General features: G+C 65.2%; 15 protein-coding genes. 11 read left to right on the forward strand and 4 right to left on the reverse strand.

Going from position 1 to position 20,801, the window contains the following annotated elements:
- The first annotated feature begins 102 nt into the window (after window positions 1-102).
- The 3 genes from AB6M95_RS12205 to AB6M95_RS12215 all read left to right on the forward strand — a co-directional run bounded on the left by AB6M95_RS12205 (window position 103) and on the right by AB6M95_RS12215 (window position 4,992).
- The gene (locus AB6M95_RS12205) at window positions 103-2,025 is read left to right on the forward strand and encodes an aconitate hydratase (RefSeq protein ID WP_371387033.1); all 1,923 of its coding nucleotides are present in this window, start codon (window positions 103-105) and stop codon (window positions 2,023-2,025) included.
- Between the two features lie 66 nt (window positions 2,026-2,091).
- A complete protein-coding gene (locus tag AB6M95_RS12210; protein ID WP_371387034.1) occupies window positions 2,092-3,993 on the forward strand; it encodes a SurA N-terminal domain-containing protein in 1,902 nt (633 codons plus the stop codon).
- Between the two features lie 309 nt (window positions 3,994-4,302).
- Window positions 4,303-4,992, forward strand: coding sequence for an MgtC/SapB family protein (locus tag AB6M95_RS12215; RefSeq protein ID WP_371387035.1), 690 nt, complete (start codon window positions 4,303-4,305; stop codon window positions 4,990-4,992).
- Window positions 4,993-5,631: 639 nt separating this feature from the next.
- Here the strand turns inward: AB6M95_RS12215 and AB6M95_RS12220 are convergent.
- The 3 genes from AB6M95_RS12220 to AB6M95_RS12230 form a co-directional block, all read right to left on the reverse strand.
- Window positions 5,632-6,201 carry a class I SAM-dependent methyltransferase gene (locus AB6M95_RS12220; RefSeq protein ID WP_371387036.1) on the reverse strand — a complete coding sequence of 190 codons (570 nt, stop codon included), beginning with the start codon at window positions 6,199-6,201 and terminating at the stop codon, window positions 5,632-5,634.
- Between the two features lie 89 nt (window positions 6,202-6,290).
- On the reverse strand, window positions 6,291-7,619 hold the full coding sequence (locus AB6M95_RS12225) for a trypsin-like peptidase domain-containing protein (RefSeq protein WP_371387037.1): 1,329 nt from the start codon (window positions 7,617-7,619) through the stop codon (window positions 6,291-6,293).
- 1 nt (window position 7,620) lies between these two features.
- Window positions 7,621-8,466, reverse strand: a complete 846-nt coding sequence (locus tag AB6M95_RS12230) for a zinc metalloprotease HtpX (protein WP_371387038.1) — start codon at window positions 8,464-8,466, stop codon at window positions 7,621-7,623.
- Window positions 8,467-8,691: 225 nt separating this feature from the next.
- On the opposite strand from AB6M95_RS12230, the gene AB6M95_RS12235 reads away from it, so the two are divergent.
- The 7 genes from AB6M95_RS12235 to AB6M95_RS12265 all read left to right on the forward strand — a co-directional run bounded on the left by AB6M95_RS12235 (window position 8,692) and on the right by AB6M95_RS12265 (window position 18,326).
- A complete protein-coding gene (locus AB6M95_RS12235) occupies window positions 8,692-10,032 on the forward strand; it encodes an ATP-dependent 6-phosphofructokinase (protein WP_371387039.1) in 1,341 nt (446 codons plus the stop codon).
- A gap of 103 nt (window positions 10,033-10,135) precedes the next feature.
- A complete protein-coding gene (locus AB6M95_RS12240) occupies window positions 10,136-11,449 on the forward strand; it encodes a cytochrome ubiquinol oxidase subunit I (RefSeq protein ID WP_371387040.1) in 1,314 nt (437 codons plus the stop codon).
- Window positions 11,450-11,474: 25 nt separating this feature from the next.
- Window positions 11,475-12,524, forward strand: coding sequence for a cytochrome d ubiquinol oxidase subunit II (gene cydB / locus AB6M95_RS12245; protein WP_371387041.1), 1,050 nt, complete (start codon window positions 11,475-11,477; stop codon window positions 12,522-12,524).
- Window positions 12,525-12,907: 383 nt separating this feature from the next.
- Window positions 12,908-13,474 carry a TRAP transporter small permease subunit gene (locus AB6M95_RS12250; protein ID WP_371387042.1) on the forward strand — a complete coding sequence of 189 codons (567 nt, stop codon included), beginning with the start codon at window positions 12,908-12,910 and terminating at the stop codon, window positions 13,472-13,474.
- Window positions 13,475-14,797, forward strand: coding sequence for a TRAP transporter large permease (locus AB6M95_RS12255; RefSeq protein WP_371387043.1), 1,323 nt, complete (start codon window positions 13,475-13,477; stop codon window positions 14,795-14,797).
- 198 nt (window positions 14,798-14,995) lie between these two features.
- Window positions 14,996-16,984, forward strand: a complete 1,989-nt coding sequence (gene bioA / locus AB6M95_RS12260) for an adenosylmethionine--8-amino-7-oxononanoate transaminase (protein WP_371387044.1) — start codon at window positions 14,996-14,998, stop codon at window positions 16,982-16,984.
- A 10-nt stretch (window positions 16,985-16,994) separates the two neighbouring features.
- Window positions 16,995-18,326, forward strand: a complete 1,332-nt coding sequence (locus AB6M95_RS12265; protein WP_371387045.1) for a sodium:solute symporter family protein — start codon at window positions 16,995-16,997, stop codon at window positions 18,324-18,326.
- A gap of 330 nt (window positions 18,327-18,656) precedes the next feature.
- Here the strand turns inward: AB6M95_RS12265 and AB6M95_RS12270 are convergent, their stop codons facing one another.
- Window positions 18,657-19,802, reverse strand: a complete 1,146-nt coding sequence (locus AB6M95_RS12270; protein ID WP_371387046.1) for a TRAP transporter substrate-binding protein — start codon at window positions 19,800-19,802, stop codon at window positions 18,657-18,659.
- A gap of 230 nt (window positions 19,803-20,032) precedes the next feature.
- On the opposite strand from AB6M95_RS12270, the gene AB6M95_RS12275 reads away from it, so the two are divergent.
- Window positions 20,033-20,494: a LexA family protein gene (locus AB6M95_RS12275; RefSeq protein WP_371387047.1), complete on the forward strand. Its 462-nt coding sequence runs from the start codon at window positions 20,033-20,035 to the stop codon at window positions 20,492-20,494.
- Window positions 20,495-20,801: the final 307 nt, after the last annotated feature.

Raw genomic sequence — 20,801 nt, forward strand, 5'->3', positions numbered from 1 at the left:
GGACATGGACCACCCCGTGCGGGGCGCGGCCGGGAGGTGAGAGACCCGGACGAGCCGCCCCCGGACGGTTTCGAGAGAGACCAACGCATTGTAGGAGAGACCATGGGCAAGAACATCACCCACAAGATCATCGAGAAGCATCTCGTCTCCGGGAACATGGTTCCCGGCGAGGAAGTCGGCCTGCGCATCGACCAGACCCTGACCCAGGACGCCACCGGCACCATGGCCTGGCTCCAGTATGAAGCCATCGGCATCGGCAAGGTCCGCACGGACCTGTCCGTGAGCTACGTGGACCACAACACCCTGCAGATGGGCTTCCGCAACCCGGACGACCACCGCTTCCTGCGCACCGTGGCCGCCAAGTCCGGCGCGGTCTTCTCGCCCGCGGGCACCGGCATCTGCCACCAGCTCCACCTGGAAAATTTCGCCAAGCCCGGCGCGACGCTCATCGGCTCCGACTCCCACACCCCCACGGCGGGCGGCATCGGCTCCATGGCCATGGGCGCGGGCGGCCTGTCCGTGGCGCTGGCCATGGCGGGCGAGGCCTACTTCATCCCCATGCCCAAGGTCGTCAAGGTCGAGCTGACCGGCGAGCTGACCGGCTGGGCCCAGGGCAAGGACGTCATCCTCGAACTTTTGCGCCGCCTGACCGTCAAGGGCGGCGTGGGCAAGGTCTTCGAATACGCCGGTCCCGGCGTGGCCTCGCTGTCCGTGCCCGACCGCGCGACCATCACCAACATGGGCGCGGAGCTGGGCGCGACCACCTCCATCTTCCCGTCCGACGAGACCACCCGCGACTTCCTGGCCAAGATGGGCCGGGCCGACGACTGGATGGAACTGGTCGCCGACGCGGACGCCGAGTACGACGAGGTCGTGACCATCAACCTGTCCGAGCTGGAGCCCCTGGTGGCCCAGCCGCACATGCCGGACCAGGTCTGCAAGGTCAAGGAGCTGGCCGGGAAGAAGATCGACCAGGTGGCCATCGGCTCCTGCACCAACTCGTCCTACTCCGACCTCAAGAACACCGCCCAGATCCTGGCCGGGCGCATGACCCCGCCCGAGACCGACCTGATGATCTCCCCCGGCTCCAAGCAGGTCATGAAGATGCTCGCCCGCGAAGGGCTCATCGAGCCCCTGCTGGACGCGGGCGCGCGCCTGCTCGAATGTTCCTGCGGCCCGTGCATCGGCATGGGCGGCTCGCCCGTCTCGGCGGGCGTGTCCGTGCGCACCTTCAACCGCAACTTCGAGGGCCGCTCCGGCACCCAGGACGGCCAGATATTCCTGGTCTCCGCCCAGACGGCCGCCAAGCTCGCCCTGGACGGCGAGTTCACCGACCCGGCCGGCTGGGGCCCGGCGCCCGAGCGCGTCTCCCTGCCCGACGACGTGCCGTCCATCCGAGACCTGTTCGTCTTCCCGCCCGAGGACGGCTCCGCCGTGGAGGTCCTGCGCGGACCCAACATCGTGGCCCTGGAGGACTTCGACAAGCTGCCCGGGACCGTGGAGGCCAAGGTGCTGCTCAAGGTCGGCGACAACATCACCACCGACCACATCCTGCCCGCTGGCGCGCAGATCACCGCGCTGCGCTCGAACATCCCGGCCATCAGCCAGTACATCTTCTCCCGCGTGGACGAAGGGTTCGTGGGCCGCATGAAGGAGCACGGCAAGGGCGTCATCCTGGGCGGCGAGAACTACGGCCAGGGCTCCAGCCGCGAGCACGCGGCGCTGGGCCCGCGCCACCTGGGCGTCAAGGCCGTGGTGGTCAAATCCCTGGCCCGCATCCACCGGGCCAACCTGATCAACTTCGGCATCCTGCCCCTGCTGCTGGTCGAGCCCTCGGACTACGACAAGCTGGAGGAAGGCGTGGACCTGACCATCCCGGCCTCGGAAATCACCCCCGGCGGCACCGTGAACCTGGCCGCAGGCAATGGGGCAACCGTTCCGGTCACAAATGATTTGACCGAAAAGGAACTACAGATTATCCAGGTAGGTGGCCTCCTGAACGCCGTTCGGGAAGGCAAGTCCTAAAGATCGGCACGACGTTGCCTCCCCCTCGGGGGAGGCGGCCTGTTCATCATAGATATCGGAGCAAACATGTTAGAAATAATGCGTAACAACGCGTCCGGCTGGATCGTCAAGATACTCTTTGCCGTCATCATCTTCATCTTCGTCTTCGCCTTCGGCATGTCCGGGCTGGACAGCTCCGGCGATCCGACTGTGGCCACGGTGAACGGCCAGGCCATCACCCGGGCCGAATACGAGCGGATGTACGAACGCGCGTCGGAGAACCTCCGCCGGTCCAACCCGGATGTGTCCCCCGCGCAGCTCAGGTCCCCCCAGTTCAAGCAACTGGTTCTGGGCCAGCTGATCAGCGAGAAGCTCCTCCTCGACCAGGCCGACAAGCTCGGCATCCGCGCCTCGGACAAGGAAGTGGCTGCGGGCATCGCCTCGGTGTCCGCCTTCAAGGACGCCAAGGGCAACTTCGACAAGCAGCGCTATCTGGCCGCCCTGAATGAAATCCGCATGACCCCGGCCGAGTTCGAGGAAAGCTACCGCAACGACCTGACCATGCAGCGGGTCAAGGACGCCGTGGGCGCCCCGGCCGACGTGTCCGAGCCCCAGGCCCGCCAGATCTTCAACTGGCTCGGCGAGCAGGTCCGCATCGACTACATCGAGGTCCTGCCCGTGGACTTCCGCAAGGACGTGAAGGTCGGCGAGGCCGAGATCGAGGCCTACTACAAGGCCAACCAGGACCGCTTCAAGATTCCGGCCCAGGTAACCCTGCGGACCCTCGCCTTCACCCCGGCGAACCTGGCCAAGTACCAGACCGTCACCGACGACGAAATCGCGAAGTACTACGCGGCCAACAAGGACGGCATGCAGGTTCCCGAACAGATCCACGCCCGCCACATCCTGGTCGCGGTCAAGGACTCCGACTCCGAGGCCGCCCAGAAGAAGGCCAAGGAGCGCATCGAGAAAATCTACAAGGAAGCCAAGGCAGGCGCGGACTTCGCCAAGCTCGCCAAGGACAATTCCGACGGCCCCAGCGCGCCCAACGGCGGCGACCTGGGCTGGTTCGGCAAGGGGGCCATGGTCCCCGCGTTCGAAAAAGCCGCCTTCGCCCTGAACAAGGGCGAGGTGTCCGAACCGGTCAAGACCCGGTTCGGCTGGCACGTCATCAAGGTCGAGGACAAGAAGGAAGGGTCCACCAAGACCCTTGAGGAAGCCAAGGACGAGATCAGGACCCGCCTGGCCGAGGAAAAGGCGTCCGACAAGGCCAACGACCTCCTGGATCAGGCCACCGACCGCCTCGTGTCCGGCATGACCCTGGAGAACATCGCCTCCGAGCTCGGCCTCAAAACCGAGACCACCGACCCCATGCCCGCCCAGTACCTGGCCCAGACCTTCGGCATGTCCGCCGACGCGGCCAAGGCCGTGTCCGCGCTGACCCCCGGCGAGGCCTACAAGAGCCCGGTGGCCGTCAACGGCGGCTACATGCTCGTGGAAAAGGTCGAGGACACTCCGCCCTCGGTCATGGCGCTGAATCTGGTCCGCCAGACCATCGTCAACACCCTCCAGAACCAGAAGGGCGCGGAGCTGGCCCAGAACGAGGCCGACAAGATCCACGCGGCCCTGACCGGCCCCGACGCCGAGGCCGCCGCCAAGCGGTACGCCTCGCGCATCAAGACCACCGGGGCGTTCAACCGCCAGGGCAACATCCCCGCCCTGGGCGAGAGCCAGCCGCTGGCCAAGGCCGCCTTCAACGCCAAGAACAAGGACTGGTTCAAGCTCGTCTACACCATGCCCGGCGGCGGGGCCGTCGTGGCCCGGCTCAACGAGCGCATCCCGGCGTCCGACGCCTCCTGGAAGGAACAGAAGCAGTTCTGGCTGGATCAGGCAGGACAGAACTACCGCCGCGAAGCCGTGGCCGCCTTCATGGACGACCTGAGCAAGAACGCCAAGGTCGAGATCGCCCGTCCGGATATATTGAAATAGACGGCCGCATTACCGATAAGCAAGAAGGGCTGCTCCTGATGGAGCAGCCCTTCTTTTTGCGCCCCGGACCCCGCTTAAGAACCTCTTGAAAGGGGGCAAGTAGAACAGCGGTCTTTTCCGCGCATGCATTCAGCGGCAATTCACCGAAATACGGGCTAAAATATGGCGAGCCTTGACTTGAAGCGGCAAGGCCCCCCTTTTCCTGGCCCATGGCCGGGCAAGCGTCTTTATTTCAAGATGACAGACTGGATACAGGGGCATATGGGTTGAAGTGCCGGTTCCCCTTCGGCAAAAAAATAGAGAGGTCCTATGTCGCATATACTGGATATCATCAGCAACGATTGGATTTTCGTCGTCCGCCTCCTGATGGCCATGCTCCTGGGCGGCTTGGTCGGTGTGGAGCGGCAGATCAGGGGCCGGGCCGCAGGGTTGCGCACGAACATTCTGGTGTGCATGGGATCGGCGGCCATCATCGTCACGTTCCAGAAACTCTCCATCGAGATGAACATGGGAGCGGACTCCGCCATCCGCATGGACCCCGCCCGCACGGCCGCGGGCGTGATAACGGGCATCGGCTTTCTCGGGGCCGGAACCATCGTGAAGAGCCAGGATTTCGTGCGCGGGCTGACAACGGCCGCCTCCATCTGGGTGGTCTCGGCCATCGGCGTGACGGTCGGCCTGGGCGAGTACGTCATCGCCGTTCCGCTGACCCTGCTGGTCCTGATCGCTCTCTACGCGCTCCATCGTCTGCCCATCAGCGGCGACCAGTTCTATTCGCTGCGTCTCGAATGGACGGGCGGCCTTGACCTGCTCGACGAGGTGACAGAACGGATTCATGAGGAACAGATCGAGATCATCGAACGCAACGTCTCCCGCCAGCCCAATACAAAGCAATGCCGGGTGAAGTTGGGCCTGCGAATCCGGGACAGGCAACACCGCGTCCCGTTCTTCGATCTGCTGCAGGAGGACGAGCGGTTCACCGAAGTCGGCCTGAGCTGACCCCCTGAGATTGAACGAACAACGCCGGGCATCGCAGCCTGGTGTTTTGTCTTTCGATCGACGGAAGCGCAGGGGAGACTTTCGCCGCGGTGAGCGGCCGGTTTGTCTGCCGCCTCTTCTTCGTTGGCTATTGGTTCAGTCCCCTGTTCGCGCGGTCTTGTCCCTTTGAAGAGGGTTCTTAAGCATCTCCCAAACGCTTTGTGCGCCTTCGGCAGAAGCGCATGGGGACAGGACAATGAATTTTTTTGTGTGGCGAAACCCTTCGAGAAGGTTGTCCACGTCGCCGGCAGGGGTAGGCATAAGCCGCCCAAGCAATCTTGCGGCGTTTTATTACCATGGGTGAGACTGTATTTTGATACGGCACGGCGCAAGGCGTTCCCCTTCGCGGCCTTCCGCAGCCGTACGCCCCTGAGCGAAGCGAACACGGGATTCTTAAGGCCCTCGGCCTTAAGCGGGGGCGCGTCGGGTCTTAGGCCGAGCTTGCTCGGTCTTAGAGCCGTCGACAGCAGCGATAGGGCAGCGCCCTGCCCGATCGCTGCTGTCCTCATCCGTAGGGCTCGCAGACTCGCCAACGGCTGGAGGCTCGGAGACGCCCGCCCGGCGAGGGCCCGCCGGAGCCATTCCCCTCCCGCCTCGTTGCTAACCGGGCATTTTCACGACGGCATAGAAGCCGTTGGAATGGTGGCCGTGCATGGTTTCATACCCCACCTCTTCGAAGACCAGGGTCTCGAAGCCGGAGAACAGGGCCTCCATGTGGTTGCGGTCGTGGTGGCGCAGGGTGCCGCCGTCGTCCACGTCGAACACCCCGTAGAGGCCGTATTTCTCCTGGCCGAGCTGGTAGCGGTCGAGGTTGCGGCGGTCGCGGTTGAGCAGGAAGTCGTTGACGTAGAGCACGCCGCCGGGCCTGAGCACGCGCTTGAGTTCGAGCAGGGCCTCGGCCTGAGTGCGGGTTTCGATCATGCAGGTGAAGACCGCGAGCATGATGGCGGCGTCGAAGGTGTCGTCCGCGTACGGCAGGGGGCCGCCGGGATAGGCGGCCAGGTTGAGCTCGGGGTGTTCCTCGAGGCCGCGCCGGATCAGGGGTTCGGAGAAGTCGATGCCGGTCAGGTCGGTGTATCCGGCCTGGGCCAGTTCGGCCATGATCCGGCCGTAGCCGCAGCCGAAGTCCAATATGCGGGCCTTCGCGTCCGGGACGTGCTCGCTGAACACGTCGAGCCGGAACGGGGTGGTGAAGGTCTTGGCCGCACATTTGTCGGCCCAGTAACGTTGTTGGTCGGGTGGAATGGGAAGGCTCCTTGCTAGAGGGTCAGCCGGACGGTGTAGAGGCTGCGCCCACGCTGGACGCGCATCATGACCGTCTTCTGCATGCGGTTGCGCAGGAAGGCGTTGAGCAGATCGATGCCCGAACGCAGGCTGCGGTTGCCTATCTGGTGAATGATGTCGCCCTGTTGCAGCCCGAGCTTGGCCGCCGCCGAGCCGGGGACGACGGTGGTCACTTCCGCGCCCGGCCCCTGCTGCCTGTCGGCGAGCTCGAAGCCCCAGCGGGTGCGCACCAGGTCCAGCGCCTTGGCCTTGTCCAGAACCTGGGGCTGGAGGTGCAGACGAATCTGGTGACCGTCGCGCAGGGTGACGAGGTTGACGGACTCGGACTTGGTCACGCTGAACAGCCGGGTCAGGTAATCGCTCTTGTCGGTGACGGTCCGGTCGTTGAAGGACAGGACCACGTCGCCGGGCTTGACCAGCGCATCGGCGGCCGGGGTGCCGGGATAGACCTCGGTGACGAGCATGCCGTTGAGGTCCTTGAGATTGAAATAGCGGGCCGCCGCCTGGTCCACGTCCTGGCCGAACAGGCCGAGCCAGATGGGCGCGACGTGGCCGGAGTCGAGGAGCTCGGCGATGACGTGCTTGGCCTTGTTGATGGGGATGGCGAAGCCGATGCCCTCGGCCCGGGCCTGGATGGCGGTGTTGATGCCGATGAGCTCGCCGTTGATGTTCAGCAGCGGGCCGCCGGAATTGCCGGGGTTGATGGCCGCGTCGGTCTGGATGAAGCTGCCGAAGGCCCCGCCGTTGGTCTTCATGGGCCGGTTCAGGGCCGAGACCACGCCGGTGGTCACGGTGTTGGAGTAGCCGAAGGGATTGCCGATGGCGATGACGGTCTCGCCGATGTAGATGCCGTCCGAATCGCCCATGGCGACCTGGGGCAGGTCCCTGGCGTTTTCGAGCTTGAGCACGGCCAGGTCGAAGTCAGCGTCCGAGCCCACCAGGTCGGCCTTGAACTCGCGGCCGTCCTTGAGGCGGACCGAGATGTCGCCGCCCGAGGCGATGACGTGGGCGTTGGTCAGGACCAGCGCCTTTTTGCCGTCGATGATCACGCCCGAGCCGAGGCTCTGGGACTTGCGGGGCCGCTGGCCGTAGTAGCCCTTGAAGAGCTGGTCGAAAAAGGGATCGCCGAAAGGCGAGCCGTCGCCGCCCCGGACCGTGGAGGTCACGGTGATGTTGACCACCGAGGGGCTGACGGCCTCCACGGCGAGGACCACCGGGGTGCGGCGGTCGGCGGCATGGGCCGGGACGGAGGCGAAGCAGACAAGGAAAAGGAGAAGGAAAAACGGGGATGCGAAACGGTGCATGTTACCTGCCTTGAGCCATGGCCCGAAGGCGCGCGATGCGGTCTTCAATGGGCGGATGGGTGGCGAACAGGGACGCGGCCCGGCGCCCGCTGAACGGGTTGACGATGAACAGGTTCTCCGTGACCGGGTTGCCCTCAAGCGGCACCCGCTGGGACGCGGCGTCGAGCTTGGACAGGGCGTCGGCGAGGTCGTTCGGGTTGGACAGGCGCGCGCCGGTGGCGTCGGCCAGGTACTCGCGCGAACGGGAGATGGCCATCTGGATCAGGGTGGCGGCGATGGGCGCGAGAAAGGCCATGGCCAGGGCGGCCAGGGGATTGCCGCCCTCCTCGTCGCGGGAGAAGCCGCCGAAGATGGCGGTGAACTGGAGCATGTTGGCGATGAACACGATGGCCCCGGCCAGCACGGCCGCGACGGTCTGGATGAGGATGTCGCGGTTGACGATGTGGCCGAGCTCGTGGGCGAGCACGCCCTTGAGTTCGTCGGGGTCCAGGATGTTGACGATGCCGCGCGTGACCGCGACCACGGCGTTCTGCGGATTGCGGCCCGTGGCGAAGGCGTTGGGCGCGTCCTGGGGGATGAGCACGATGCGCGGCTTGGGAATGCCCGCGGCCTGGGCCATCTCGCCCACCACCCGGTGGATGTGCGGGGCGTCGCCCGGGGACAGGGGCCGCGCCTTGTACATGCGCAGGACGATCTTGTCCGAATACCAGTAGCTGCCCACGTTCATGAGCATGGCGAATCCGAAGGCCAGAAACAGTCCGGCGCGGCCGCCCATGGCCCCGCCCAGGGCCATCAGCAGGCCGGTGAGCAGGCTCAGGAGCAGCAGGGTTTTGATCTGACTGGTCATAGGGGTTGATATCCTCCGGTCATCACGAATGACTGCGGAACCACTAGATAGGGATTTGCCGGGAAAGGTCAAGACCCGATGCGGTCCCGCCCCGTAACCGGGTGCCGATCCTGTGAGTTACTGTTATAGTATTGAGAAAAAACACAGATACAGTTTGCCCACAAGGAGAAATCGTTATAATACGGTAGGCCAAAGGACCATTGCTGAAGTCGGGAGGTCAAGACGATGAAAACATGCAATTCCGAAAGCCCTACGCCCAAATCAACCCAGATCACCACTGTGGGCCCGGCCAAGATCGCCAATCCCATCAAATTCGGCCGTTTCGTCGAGGAAGACGACGCCGTGCTGGTGAACATCTCCCGCAGGACCGTGGAGGGCGCGCCCAGGAGCCGCAAGAAGCCCGAACACACGTATTTCGAGCCCGCCGGTCCGCGCGACAAGATCTACTACGACCCGAGCAAGACCAAGTGCGCGGTGGTCACCTGCGGCGGGCTGTGCCCCGGCCTGAACGACGTCATCCGGGCCATCGTCATGGCCGCCTTCCATGAATACAAGGTCCCGTCGGTGCTCGGCATCCAGTACGGCCTGGCCGGGTTCATTCCCGAGCAGGGGTACGACGTCATCGAGCTGACCCCGGATTTCGTCTCGCGCATACACGAGTTCGGCGGCACGGTGCTGGGCAGCTCGCGCGGGCCCCAGGACCCGGAGGCCATCGTGGACGCGCTGGAGCGCATGAACGTCTCCATCCTGTTCATGGTCGGCGGCGACGGGACCATGCGCGCCGCCTCCACGGTGGTGGCCGAGATAGAGAAGCGCGGGCTGTCCATCTCCGTGGTCGGCCTGCCCAAGACCATCGACAACGACATCAACTACGTCTCGCCCTCGTTCGGCTTCGACACCTCGGTGGAAACCGCGGCCATGGCCATCAAGGGAGCGCACGTGGAGGCCACGGGCGCGCCCTGGGGCATCGGCATGGTCAAGGTCATGGGCCGGGACGCGGGCTTCATCGCGGCCCAGAGCGCCCTGTCCTGCCAGGAGGTCAACTTCTGCCTCATCCCGGAGGATCCCTTCGACATCTATGGGCCCAAGGGGTTCCTGGCCGCCCTGGACGAGCGCATGAAACGGCGCGGCAACGCGGTCATCGTGGTGGCCGAGGGCGCGGGCCAGGACCTCCTGGACGCCTCGGGCAAGCAGGACGCCTCGGGCAACGTCAAGCTGAGCGACATCGCCGCCCTGCTCAAGCGGGAGATCCTCGACCACTTCAAGAAACAGAACATCGAGGCCACGCTCAAGTACATCGACCCGAGCTACATCATCCGCTCGGTCCCGGCCAACGCCAACGACCGCATCTACTGCTCGTTTTTGGGCATCCACGCGGTCCACGCGGGCATGTCCGGCCGCACCGGCCTGGTCATCTCCCGCTGGAACGGACGGTACGTGCACATCCCCATGGGCGTGGTCACCCGGGGCAAGAAGCGCATCAACACCTGCTCCAACTACTGGCGGGCCGTGCTCGAGTCCACAGGCCAGCCCCTGTCCATGAAAAATGATTTACAGGAACAATAATTATTCTTGATTTGTTCACGGGCCGGATGTATGCATCTTTGAACGTTAAGCATTTTGTTAACGGTAAGAGGTATGTCAAAGCAATATCCACAAGGGGGTTTGTATGGATGTGCTGATGCTTTCCCGGCTGCAATTCGCCGCAGCCACCATGTTCCACTTCATTTTCGTGCCGCTGACGCTGGGGCTGTCCGTCCTCATCGCGTGCATGGAGACGGCCTACGTACGCACCGGCAACGAGGTGTACAAGAAGATGGCCAAATTCTGGGGGAAACTGTTCCTGGTGAACTTCGCGCTCGGCGTGGTCACCGGCATCACCCTGGAGTTCCAGTTCGGCACCAACTGGTCCCGGTACTCCATGTACGTGGGCGACATCTTCGGTTCGCTGCTGGCCATCGAGGCCACGGCGGCCTTCTTCCTTGAATCCACCTTCATCGGCGTCTGGCACTTCGGCTGGGACAAGCTCTCGCCCAAGGCCCACGCCATCACCGCATGGCTGGTGGCCGGCGCCTCCAACCTGTCGGCCATCTGGATTCTCATCGCCAACGGCTTCATGCAGAACCCCGTGGGCTACGTCCTGCGCAACGGCCGGGCCGAGCTGACCGACTTCTTCGCGGTCATCACCAACAAGTACGCCTGGCTGGAGTTCTTCCACGTGGTTCCGGCGTCCCTGCTCCTGGCCGGGTTCTTCATCGTCGGCATTTCCGCGTGGCACCTGCTGCGCAAGAGCAACACCGAATTCTTCCAGAAATCCTTCAATCTGGGCATCTCCGTGGCCCTGGTCTTCGCCCTCTTCACCGCGGCCGAAGGCCACATCCACGGCAACAACCTGTCCGACACCCAGCCCGCCAAGCTGGCGGCCATGGAGTCCCACTGGGTGACCCAGAAAAACGCTCCCATGTATCTCCTGCTCATTCCGGGCGAGGACGGCAACGTGCTCGAAGCCCTGCCCCTGCCCGGCGTGCTGAGCTTTTTGGCCTACAACGACTTCAACGCCGAGGTGAAGGGACTGAGCGACTTCCCCAAGGAAGACCGGCCCCCCGTGGTCCTGTCCTTCCTCTCCTTCCGGCTGATGGTCGGCCTGGGCACCCTGTTCATCCTGCTGGCCGGCTTCGGATTCCTGGTGCGCAACAAGCTGGACAACTATCCTCGTCTGCTCAAGGCGCTGCCCTTCTGTATCCCGCTGCCCTACTTCGCGTTGTGGGCTGGCTGGACGCTGACCGAGGTGGGTCGCCAGCCGTGGATCGTCTACGGGCTCATGCGCACCTCGGACGCGGTCTCCCCGGTGGGAGCCGGAGAGGTGGGCTTCACCCTGGTGCTGATGACCGTTCTCTACGCCCTGCTCGGCGCCGTCGGCATCTGGCTGATGGTCAAGCTGGCCAAGAAGGGTCCCGAGGACAACACGCCCATCCAGGCCTAATCCCAGCGAATAAAGGAGAAAATCTATGACTACTTTGATGGAAACCGGTTCGCTGCACTACTACCTGGCGATGATCTGGTTCATCCTCTGGGGCGTGCTCTGGGCCGTCTACTTCATCCTCGACGGTTTCGACCTGGGCGTGGGCACCCTGCTGCCCTTCCTGGCCCGGTCCGAGGCCGACAAACGCGCCGTTCTCAACGCCACCGGCCCCTTCTGGGACGGCAACGAAGTCTGGCTGATCTCGGCCGGCGGCGTGACCTTCGCCGCCTTCCCCTATGCCTACGCGCAGATGTTCAGCGGGCTGTACCTGGCGCTCATGCTGCTCCTGTTCACCCTGATCGTGCGCGGCGTATCCTTCGAATTCCGCTCCAAGGTGGAAAGCGAAACCTGGAAAAAGATATGGGATACCGCCCACGCGGTCTGTTCCTTCCTGCCCGCCCTGCTGCTGGGCGTGGCCTTCGGCAACATCTTCCAGGGCATTCCGCTGGATGAGACCGGGTTCTCCCAGGCCGGACTGTTCGGTCTGCTCAACCCGTACGGCATCGCGGGCGGCGTCCTGTTCGTGACCATCTTCATGATGCACGGGGCCCTGTGGCTGTGCATCCGGACCACCGGCGAGCTCAAGGCGCGGGCGGAAAACGTGGCCACCAAGCTGTGGCCCGGCGTGGTCGTCCTGACCGTGCTGTTCCTGGCCTACACCGCCATGTCCACCCAGCTGTTCGCCAACTACATGGTCTACCCGGTGCTGTTCGTCATCCTGCTCCTGCCCGTGGCCGGCCTGGTGCTCATGCGCACCTATCTCGGCGCGGGCAAGTACTGGATGGCCTGGGCCTCCAGCGGCCTGTACATCGGCGGCACGGCCCTGTTCGGCGTGGTCGGCATCTTCCCGGCGATCATCCCGTCCAACCCGAACCCGGCCAACAGCCTGACCATCATGAACTCGGCGTCGAGCCCCCTGACACTGGAGATCATGCTCGGCGTGGCCCTGGTCTTCGTGCCCATCGTCATCGGCTACCAGTCATGGGTCTACAAGCGGTTCGCCACGGCCATGAGCGAGGACGACCTGCAGTACTAGGGGAGGGGCTTCCCCGAATCGAAAGACCGCCCGGTCCGGCAACACGCCGGACCGGGCTTTTTTTGCGTTTTTTCATGGAAAAACCGTTTCCTGGCCGGTTTCCCCCTCCACGACGCCCCGGTGGAGGGGCGCGGAACGAAAAACAGGGCGCCGGAGTGCGGAAACAGACCGCGCCGTCCCCCGGCAACCCCCGCCGTGCCTGACTTTCCGCCGCCGCCCCACCTTTCTATCTTTTTACAACCCATCGCAGTTCTGCTAGGTTGCACCATTCTTTGCACAAACCACCAGGGCATTGAGGCCGGCCCCGCGTGCGCGCCGCCTGGTAATGCTTTCATATAATTCGTTATTGGCGACCAGTCGCCGCTTTGCAAGGAAGGATTTCGATGGCATTTCTGCTCGGCTTGGTACGAAACATCGACCGGCTCAACGAATGGGTCGGCAAACTGGCGGGGTACATCTCCCTGCTCATGGTCGTGGTGGTGACCGGGGACGTGATCATGCGATACGCGTTCGATACCACCTTCGTGGCGGTCCAGGAACTGGAATGGCACCTGTTCGGGGCCATGTTCCTGCTCGGCGCGGGTTACACCCTGCTCAAGGACGAACACGTGCGCGTGGACGTCATCTACCAGCGCCTCAGCCGCAAGGCCCGGGCGTGGATCAATTTTCTCGGCGTGCTCTTCTTCCTGCTGCCCGGCTGCTTCCTGGTGCTGGACACCTCCTGGAAGTTCTTCAGCATGTCCCTGGCCATTCACGAGGGGTCGCCCGACCCCGGCGGGCTCCCGGCCCGCTATGTGCTCAAGGCCTTCATCCTCATCGGCTTCGTCCTGGTCGCCCTGCAGGGCGTGTCCATGGGCGTCAAGGCCTTCCTGGAAATCATCGGCAAGCCGTACGAACCGGCTCCCGGCACCACGGAAAAGGCCGTTCCGGCCAAAGGGAAGGGTGCCTAGATGATGGAAGCGCTCCCCCTGATCATGTTCGGGGTCCTGACCCTGCTCCTGATGATCGGCTTTCCCGTGGCCTTCACCCTGCTCGGCACCTCCCTGGTCTTCGGCCTCATCGGCTTCGGCTGGGACTTCTTCAACCTGCTGCCCATGCGCATCTGGGGCACTATGACCAACCAGACCCTGCTGGCCGTGCCCCTGTTCATCTTCATGGGCGTCATGCTCGAACGCTCCGGGCTGGCGGAAGACCTGCTCGAGACCATGGCCCTGCTCTTCGGGCGCATGTGCGGCGGCCTGGCCGTGTCCGTGGTCATCGTGGGCATGCTGCTCGGCGCGTCCACCGGCATCGTCGGGGCCACCGTGGTGACCATGGGCCTCATCTCCCTGCCGACCATGCTCCGGCGCGGCTACCAGACCGAGCTGGCCACGGGCGTGATCTCGGCCTCGGGCACGCTGGGGCAGATCATCCCGCCGTCCATCGTGCTCGTGCTGCTGGGCGACATCATCGGCGTGTCCGTGGGCGACCTGTTCATGGGCGCGGTCATCCCCGGCATGCTCCTGGTCGGCCTGTACTGCGTCTACATCCTGATCTACTCGCACTTCAACAAGGCCTGCGCCCCGACCATCCCGGACGAGGAGTGGCAGGAGATCCTGGCCGCCGGGCTGTGGAAGCGGGTGGCCAAGGCCCTGGTGCCGCCGCTGCTGCTCATGACCTGCGTGCTCGGCTCCATCTTCGCGGGCGTGGCCTCGCCCACCGAGGCGGCGGCCGTGGGCGCGTCCGGCGCGGTGCTCCTGTCCATGGTCAACCGGCGGTTCACCTTCGAGCGGCTGCGCGAGACCATGATGACCACCACGGTGCTGACCTCCATGGTCTTCATCATCCTGGTGGGCGCGGGCGCCTTCGGCCTGGTCTTCCGGGGGCTCGGCGGCGACCACGTCATCCGCGACTACATCACCCACCTGGCCTTCGGGAAATGGACCGTGATGCTCATCGTCATGACGATCATCTTCGTCATCGGCTTCTTCCTGGACTTCATAGAGATCACCTTCATCCACATCCCGGTGCTGGCCCCGATCATGCACGACTTCGGCTTCAACCCCCTGTGGTTCGCCATCCTGTTCGCCATCAACCTGCAGACCTCGTTCATGACCCCGCCGTTCGGCTTCTCGCTCTTCTTCCTCAAGGGCGTGGCCCCGCCGTACGTGCGCACCGGGCAGATATACAAAGGCATCATCCCCTTTGTCCTGCTCCAGCTCCTGGGCCTGGGCCTGGTCGTCATCTTCCCCGAGCTGGCCACCTGGCTTCCCTCGGTGGTCTTCGGCGACTAACCGCCTGAAACCAAAGCCCCTGTCCATCCGTGGACAGGGGCTTTTTTTCGCGGCCACCCATGACTATCACATCATACGTTAATATAAACAGCTGTTTACATCGCCCCTCTCCGGGCCGACTTGCCCTAATCCGCCGAGCGGTGTAGGGTTGCGCCCCTGCACCGGGAACCCCTCCCCTGCACACAACCACCAGTTCCCATGAACGGATACTTCATCACCGGCACCGACACCGACGTCGGCAAGACACTGGCCACCGCCGCCCTGCTGCGGGCGCTTCTGGACGCCGGACGCCGGGCCGTGGCCCTGAAACCGGTCCAGACGGGCTGCCCGGAGCGCGACGGACGCCTCGTGGCCGAAGACCCGACGGTCTACTCTCGGTTCACTGAGGAGTACTTCCCGGGCGGCTACCCCGAGGCGTGCTGCCGCAAGTTCGTCCCGGCCTGCTCCCCGCACCTGGCCGCCGAGATGGCCGGGGAGACGCTGGACCCCGACGAACTCGCCGCCGGGCTCGAAGCGCTCGGCCACGGCTACGACACCGTGCTCGTAGAGGGCGCGGGCGGCTGCGCCGTGCCGCTCGGCAACGGGCGGACCATGCTCGACCTGATGCAACGGCTCGACCTGCCGGTCATCGTGGTCGCGGACAACCGGCTGGGCGTGGTCAACCACGCGCTCATGACCGTGGAGACCCTGCGCGGGCATGGCCTGGACGTGGCCGGGGTGGTCATGACCAACGCCACGCCCCCGACCGAGGGCGACGCATGGCTGCGCCGCGACAACGTGAAGACCATCGCCGAGATGAGCGGCGCGCCTATCCTGGCGGACATCCCGCACCTCCCCGGCGCTCCCGTGGCCGAGGTCACGGCCCACGCGGCCCGAGCCCTGGACAGGCTGCCGCAGCCCCGGCCCGTGGACGGCGGGCTCGATTTCGACCGGGACCACATCTGGCATCCCTACACCTCGGCCCTCGAGCCGCTACCCGTAAACAAGGTCCGCTCGGCACGGGGCACGCGCATCGTCCTGGACGACGGCCGCGAGCTGATCGACGGCATGGCCTCCTGGTGGTGCGCCATCCACGGCTACGCCCACCCGGAGCTGACGCGGGCCGCCCGCGCCCAGCTGGGCCGCATGCCCCACGTCATGTTCGGCGGCCTGACCCACGACCCGGCCATCGGCCTGTGCCGGGACCTCCTGGACATGGCCCCGGACGGCCTGGAGCACGTCTTCCTGGCCGATTCCGGCTCGGTCAGCGTGGAGGCGGCCATAAAGATGGCGCTGCAATACATGCAGGCCAGGGGACAGACCGAACGCACCCGGCTGTTCACCGTGCGCGGCGGCTACCACGGCGACACCTGCGGGGCCATGTCCGTGTGCGACCCGGACAACGGCATGCACCATCTCTTTTCCGGCCTGCTGCCCAAACAGATCTTCGCGCCCGTGCCGGACTGCCCGTTCCACGCCCCGTTCGATCCCGAATGCTTCCGGGAGACGGAACGCATCTTCCGGGAACGGAGCGGCGAAATCGCGGCCATCATCGTGGAGCCCATCGTCCAGGGCGCGGGCGGCATGCGCTTCTACCACCCGGAGTACCTGCGCCGGTTGCGCCGCCTGGCCGACGAGCACGACGTACTGCTCATCCTGGACGAGATCGCCACCGGGTTCGGCCGGACCGGCAAGCTGTTCGCCTGCGAATGGGGCGGCGTGACCCCGGACATCCTGTGCGTGGGCAAGGCCCTGACCGGCGGGACCATGACCCTGGCCGCGGTCCTGGCCACCGGCGACGTAGCCCGGACCATTTCCGCCGACGGCGGGGTGTTCATGCACGGCCCGACCTTCATGGGCAACCCGCTTGCCTGCGCCGTGGCCCGGGCCAGCCTGGGCATCCTCCGGAGCACGGACTGGCGGGCCCAGGTCCATGCGGTCGAAGGGTGGCTCAAAGAGAGCTTCGGCCCCTGCCGCGAGTTGCCGGGCGTGGCCGACGTCCGGGTCCTCGGGGCCATCGGCGTGGTCGAGATGGAGAACCCGGTCAACGTGCCGGGCCTGCAACGCTTTTTCGTGGACCACGGCGTGTGGCTGCGGCCCTTCGGCAGGCTGATCTACGCCATGCCCCCGTATATCATCAACCGGCCTGAGACGGCCCGCCTGGGCGCGGCCGTGCGCGACGCCATAACGGCCCGCGCCCACCTGTAAGGAGACCGCCATGACCCTGCTCGCCCTCTACTTCGCCCTGTTCATCGGGATGGGCGTCTACGAATACGCCAAGCGCAAGGACTTCGAGGACTTCGCCGTGGCCGGACGGCATCGCGGCGCGGGCGTGGTCGGGGTGTCCATCGTGGCCTCCTGCGTGGGCGCGTCGGCGACCATCGGCATGACCGGGCTGGCCTTTTCCGCCGGTACGCCCGCCTTCTGGTGGCTCGGCTCGGGCGCGGCCGGTCTGCTCGTGCTCGGCACCCTGCTGGCGGCCAAGGTGCGCAAGAGCGGGGTCTGCACCCTGCCCGACATGGCCGAAAAGTTCATCTCGCCCGCCACGCGCAGGCTGACCGCCCTGATCATCGTCCCGGCCTGGGCTTCGATCCTGGCCGCCCAGTACATCGCCGCGGCCAAGGCGGCCACCGCCCTGTCCGGCATGGACCATTCCACGGCGCTGATGGGCTGCGCGGCGGCCATCACCGCCTACACCCTGCTCGGCGGGCAGAACTCGATCATGAAGAGCGACGTGGTCCAGTACGGCCTGGTCGCGGCCGGGCTGGGCCTGGCCCTGTACTACACGGCCACCGCTTCCCCGATCTCCCTGACCGACGTGGACCTGCAATGGACCAACGAGGCGTTCCCGCTGTCCAAGTGGACCTATTTCATGCTCATCGTGGGCGGCAGCTACGTGGTCTGCCCCATGCTCTTCGGGCGGCTCTTCTCCGCCCGCACCGAAGGGCAGGCTAAGCGGGGCGCGCTGTTCGGCAGCCTCGGCATCGCCCTGTCCGCCGTGCTCATCGTCTGCATCGGCCTGTACGCACGTGGCCTGGCCCCGGCCGGAACGGACGTGGACTCCATCCTGACCCAGGTCGTGCCCTCGGTCATGCCCGCCTGGGCCGGGACCGCCCTCATCTTCGCTCTGCTCTCGGCCATCGTCTCCTCGGCCGATTCCTGCCTGATCACGGCGGCCACCATCCTGGAGCACGACCTCATCGGCGGCAAAAGCACGGCCCGCTGCCGCCTGCTCATGCTCGGCATCGGCCTGGGCGCGCTGGTGGTGGCCAAGTCCGGCGGCGGCATCCTGTCTCTGCTCCTGGCCGCCAACGACATCTATGTCTGCGGCGTGGTCGCCCCCATGTTCGTGGCCATCCTGGCCTGGGGCAAGCGCCCCATCAACCCGCGCACCATGCTCCTGGCCATGCTCGCCGGAGGCACCCTGGGCATCGCCGCCGCCTGGACCGGCCTCAAGCTCTTCAGCTTCGCCGGGGTAGGCATCTCCCTGGCCCTCTCCGCCGCCGCCCTCCTCCCCCAACGAACCCCCGCCAAAGCCCCGGGAGCCTAAGCACAAGCCGGACCAAACCCCGACGTTGCGCCAGCAACGTCCGCCCACCACGCCCCCAAGCGGCACCAGCGTAGCGCCGTGCCGCCCGCACAATCCCCCGCGCCCGCACGCCCCCATCCCCGCACCAAGGCTTTGGAGAGTGGTGGAGATGTGCATTTTTCGAGGGGACGGCCGACCGCAGCGTAGTCCCTCTACGTGAGGATCGGACGTCCTCTCGAAAAATGCGCAGATCCGCCGCTATCCGAAGCCGACACTCCGGCGCGAGGCGCAAAAAAAGACGCGGCCACCCGAAGGGGCAGCCGCGCCTTGTTTTTGCGCCAATGCGCCGGACTAAACGCCGATGGACATGGTGTCGAAGTAGGTGCGCGACGAGACGTCGGCCCAGGAGCCCCATTGTTTCTGGAACTCGTTGAACCCCTTGGCGACCTTGGTGGCCATGGGCGACTTGGTGGCCTCTTCGGCGACCACTTCGCGGGCCAGGACGCGGAGGTCGGCCAGGGTCTCGGGGGTGAGCTTGCGGACCTGGACGTGGTGTTTCTCGACCAGTTCCTTGAGGGCCGCGCCGTTCTGGGCCTCGAAGTCGCACAGGGCCTGCATGTTGGTCTGGGCCGCGGCGGCCTCGCAGATGGCCTTGAGGTCCGAGGGCAGGGCGTTGAACTTGTCCTTGTTGAACATGACGTCGAGACAGCTACCGCCCTCGTGCCAGCCCGGGGTGTAATAGTACTTGGCGGCCTGGTAGAAGCCCATGCGCAGGTCGTGCAGGGGGCCGACCCACTCGGTGGCGTCGATCACGCCGCGCTCGAGCGAGGTGAAGATCTCACCGCCGGGCAGGAGCACGACCGTGCCGCCCGCGCGGGCGATGACCTTGCCACCCAGGCCGGGGATGCGCATCTTGAGGCCCTTGAAATCGTCGATGGAGTTGATCTCGCGGTTGAACCAACCGGCCATCTGCACGCCGGTGTTGCCCATGGGGCGGCCGATGAGGTTGAACTGGCCGTAGACCTCGTCCCACAGGTCGAGCCCGCCGCCGGAGTAGAACCAGGCGTTCAGACCCTGGGCGTTCAGGCCGAAAGGCACGGCGGAAAACCACTGGCACGCCGGGTCCTTGCCCGCCCAGTAATAGGGGGAGCCGGAACCGCACTCGGCGGTGCCCTGGGACACGGCGTCGAACACGCCCAGGCCGGGCACCAGCTCGTTGGCCGCGTAGACGTCGATCTTCATGCGGCCGTTGCTCATGACCTCGACCCGCTTGGCCAGGTCCTCGGCCCCAGTCTGCAGGATGGGGAACTTGGGCGGCCAGGTGGTGACCATCTTCCAGTGCACGGTCTTGCCGACCTGGGCCGGGGCCGCGGCCTGGTTGGCCTCGCCCTTGCCGCCCTCGGCTTTCTTGGTGTCGTCGTTGCAGGCCGCCAGCAGGGCGGTGCCCCCCGCCAGACCGGCGATGGCCGCCTTGCTCAAAAAGTCACGTCGCTTCATCTTTCCTCCGATATGGAAACATTGTATCGGCCGTCCATGGGCCGCATCTCGTGGTATAGCGCAAAAAACGTGCATGATTTCGGTTGCGATTGCAAGCCGTCCGCCCCGGCCCACCGCCGTTTCCCCGCCCATTCCGTCTTCTCCAGAATCATTCTATGTTTTATTGAGATTGACATTATTTCCATTTTTTCAGAAAATGTTTTATCAAGATTGACAATGAGGGATGCTATATGGATTCTTGTCTGCATACGGCGCTTCCGCCGGGCTGGTGCGTCCGGGCGGTGGCCCGGCCGGGTTCCCGGTCGCGGCTGGCCGTGCCCCTGGCCGGGGAGTCGGTCCCGGCCGGGTTCCCGTCGCCCGCCGAGGAGTATCTGGAGAAAAGGCTGGACCTGAACGAGCTTTTGGTGGCGCGTCCGGAGTCGACCTATTTCGTGCGCGTGTCCGGGGATTCCATGATCGGCGCGGGCATCCACCACGGCGATCTTCTGGTGGTGGATCGCTCCCTGGACCCCAGGCCGGGCCAAGTCATCATCGCGTTGGTGGATGGGGAGTTCACGGTGAAGAGGCTGAGAAAGACCCCCATGGGCCTGGAGCTCGCTCCCGAGAATCCGGAATATGGGGTCATTCCGCTCTCGGAGGAGACGGATTTTCAAGTGTGGGGAGTCGTCCTCCACGTAGTCCATAAGGTTTAGGCTCGAAAAGCGGCTTCCGATAGCGGCGCATCTGCACATTTTTTCCGGCCGGGGCAATCCTCACGTAGACGGCTACGCTGCGGTTGCCCCGGCCGGAAGAAAATGCACAGCTACACCACTCTCGAAAGCCTTGTGCCAGCGCGGGGGAGAGAGCCGCTGTCGGGTGCTGAAGCACCCGAATCGCTCCATTTGGAGGGAGGTTGGCGGGGCCTTGGCTCGTTGAGGCGGCGAGGGTTCGTTTTGTGAGCTCCGGCCCGCGAAGCGGCTATAAAAAGTTTAGGAAGGAAAGGGGGATGGGGGTCCGGGG

Origin of the sequence: Pseudodesulfovibrio karagichevae (assembly GCF_041414475.1) — a bacterium.
Taxonomy (GTDB): Bacteria; Desulfobacterota; Desulfovibrionia; order Desulfovibrionales; family Desulfovibrionaceae; genus Pseudodesulfovibrio; species Pseudodesulfovibrio karagichevae.

Bases quoted from the DNA above. Each gene is read 5' to 3' on its own strand.
- AB6M95_RS12250 (WP_371387042.1), top strand. From the start codon at position 12,908: ATGGCATTTCTGCTCGGCTTGGTACGAAACATCGACCGGCTCAACGAA.
- AB6M95_RS12275 (WP_371387047.1), top strand. From the start codon at position 20,033: ATGGATTCTTGTCTGCATACGGCGCTTCCGCCGGGCTGGTGCGTCCGG.
- AB6M95_RS12210 (WP_371387034.1), top strand. From the start codon at position 2,092: ATGTTAGAAATAATGCGTAACAACGCGTCCGGCTGGATCGTCAAGATA.
- AB6M95_RS12205 (WP_371387033.1), top strand. From the start codon at position 103: ATGGGCAAGAACATCACCCACAAGATCATCGAGAAGCATCTCGTCTCC.
- AB6M95_RS12230 (WP_371387038.1), bottom strand. From the start codon at position 8,466: ATGACCAGTCAGATCAAAACCCTGCTGCTCCTGAGCCTGCTCACCGGC.
- bioA (WP_371387044.1), top strand. From the start codon at position 14,996: ATGAACGGATACTTCATCACCGGCACCGACACCGACGTCGGCAAGACA.
- AB6M95_RS12215 (WP_371387035.1), top strand. From the start codon at position 4,303: ATGTCGCATATACTGGATATCATCAGCAACGATTGGATTTTCGTCGTC.
- AB6M95_RS12225 (WP_371387037.1), bottom strand. From the start codon at position 7,619: ATGCACCGTTTCGCATCCCCGTTTTTCCTTCTCCTTTTCCTTGTCTGC.
- AB6M95_RS12235 (WP_371387039.1), top strand. From the start codon at position 8,692: ATGAAAACATGCAATTCCGAAAGCCCTACGCCCAAATCAACCCAGATC.
- AB6M95_RS12270 (WP_371387046.1), bottom strand. From the start codon at position 19,802: ATGAAGCGACGTGACTTTTTGAGCAAGGCGGCCATCGCCGGTCTGGCG.
- cydB (WP_371387041.1), top strand. From the start codon at position 11,475: ATGACTACTTTGATGGAAACCGGTTCGCTGCACTACTACCTGGCGATG.
- AB6M95_RS12265 (WP_371387045.1), top strand. From the start codon at position 16,995: ATGACCCTGCTCGCCCTCTACTTCGCCCTGTTCATCGGGATGGGCGTC.
- AB6M95_RS12240 (WP_371387040.1), top strand. From the start codon at position 10,136: ATGGATGTGCTGATGCTTTCCCGGCTGCAATTCGCCGCAGCCACCATG.
- AB6M95_RS12255 (WP_371387043.1), top strand. From the start codon at position 13,475: ATGATGGAAGCGCTCCCCCTGATCATGTTCGGGGTCCTGACCCTGCTC.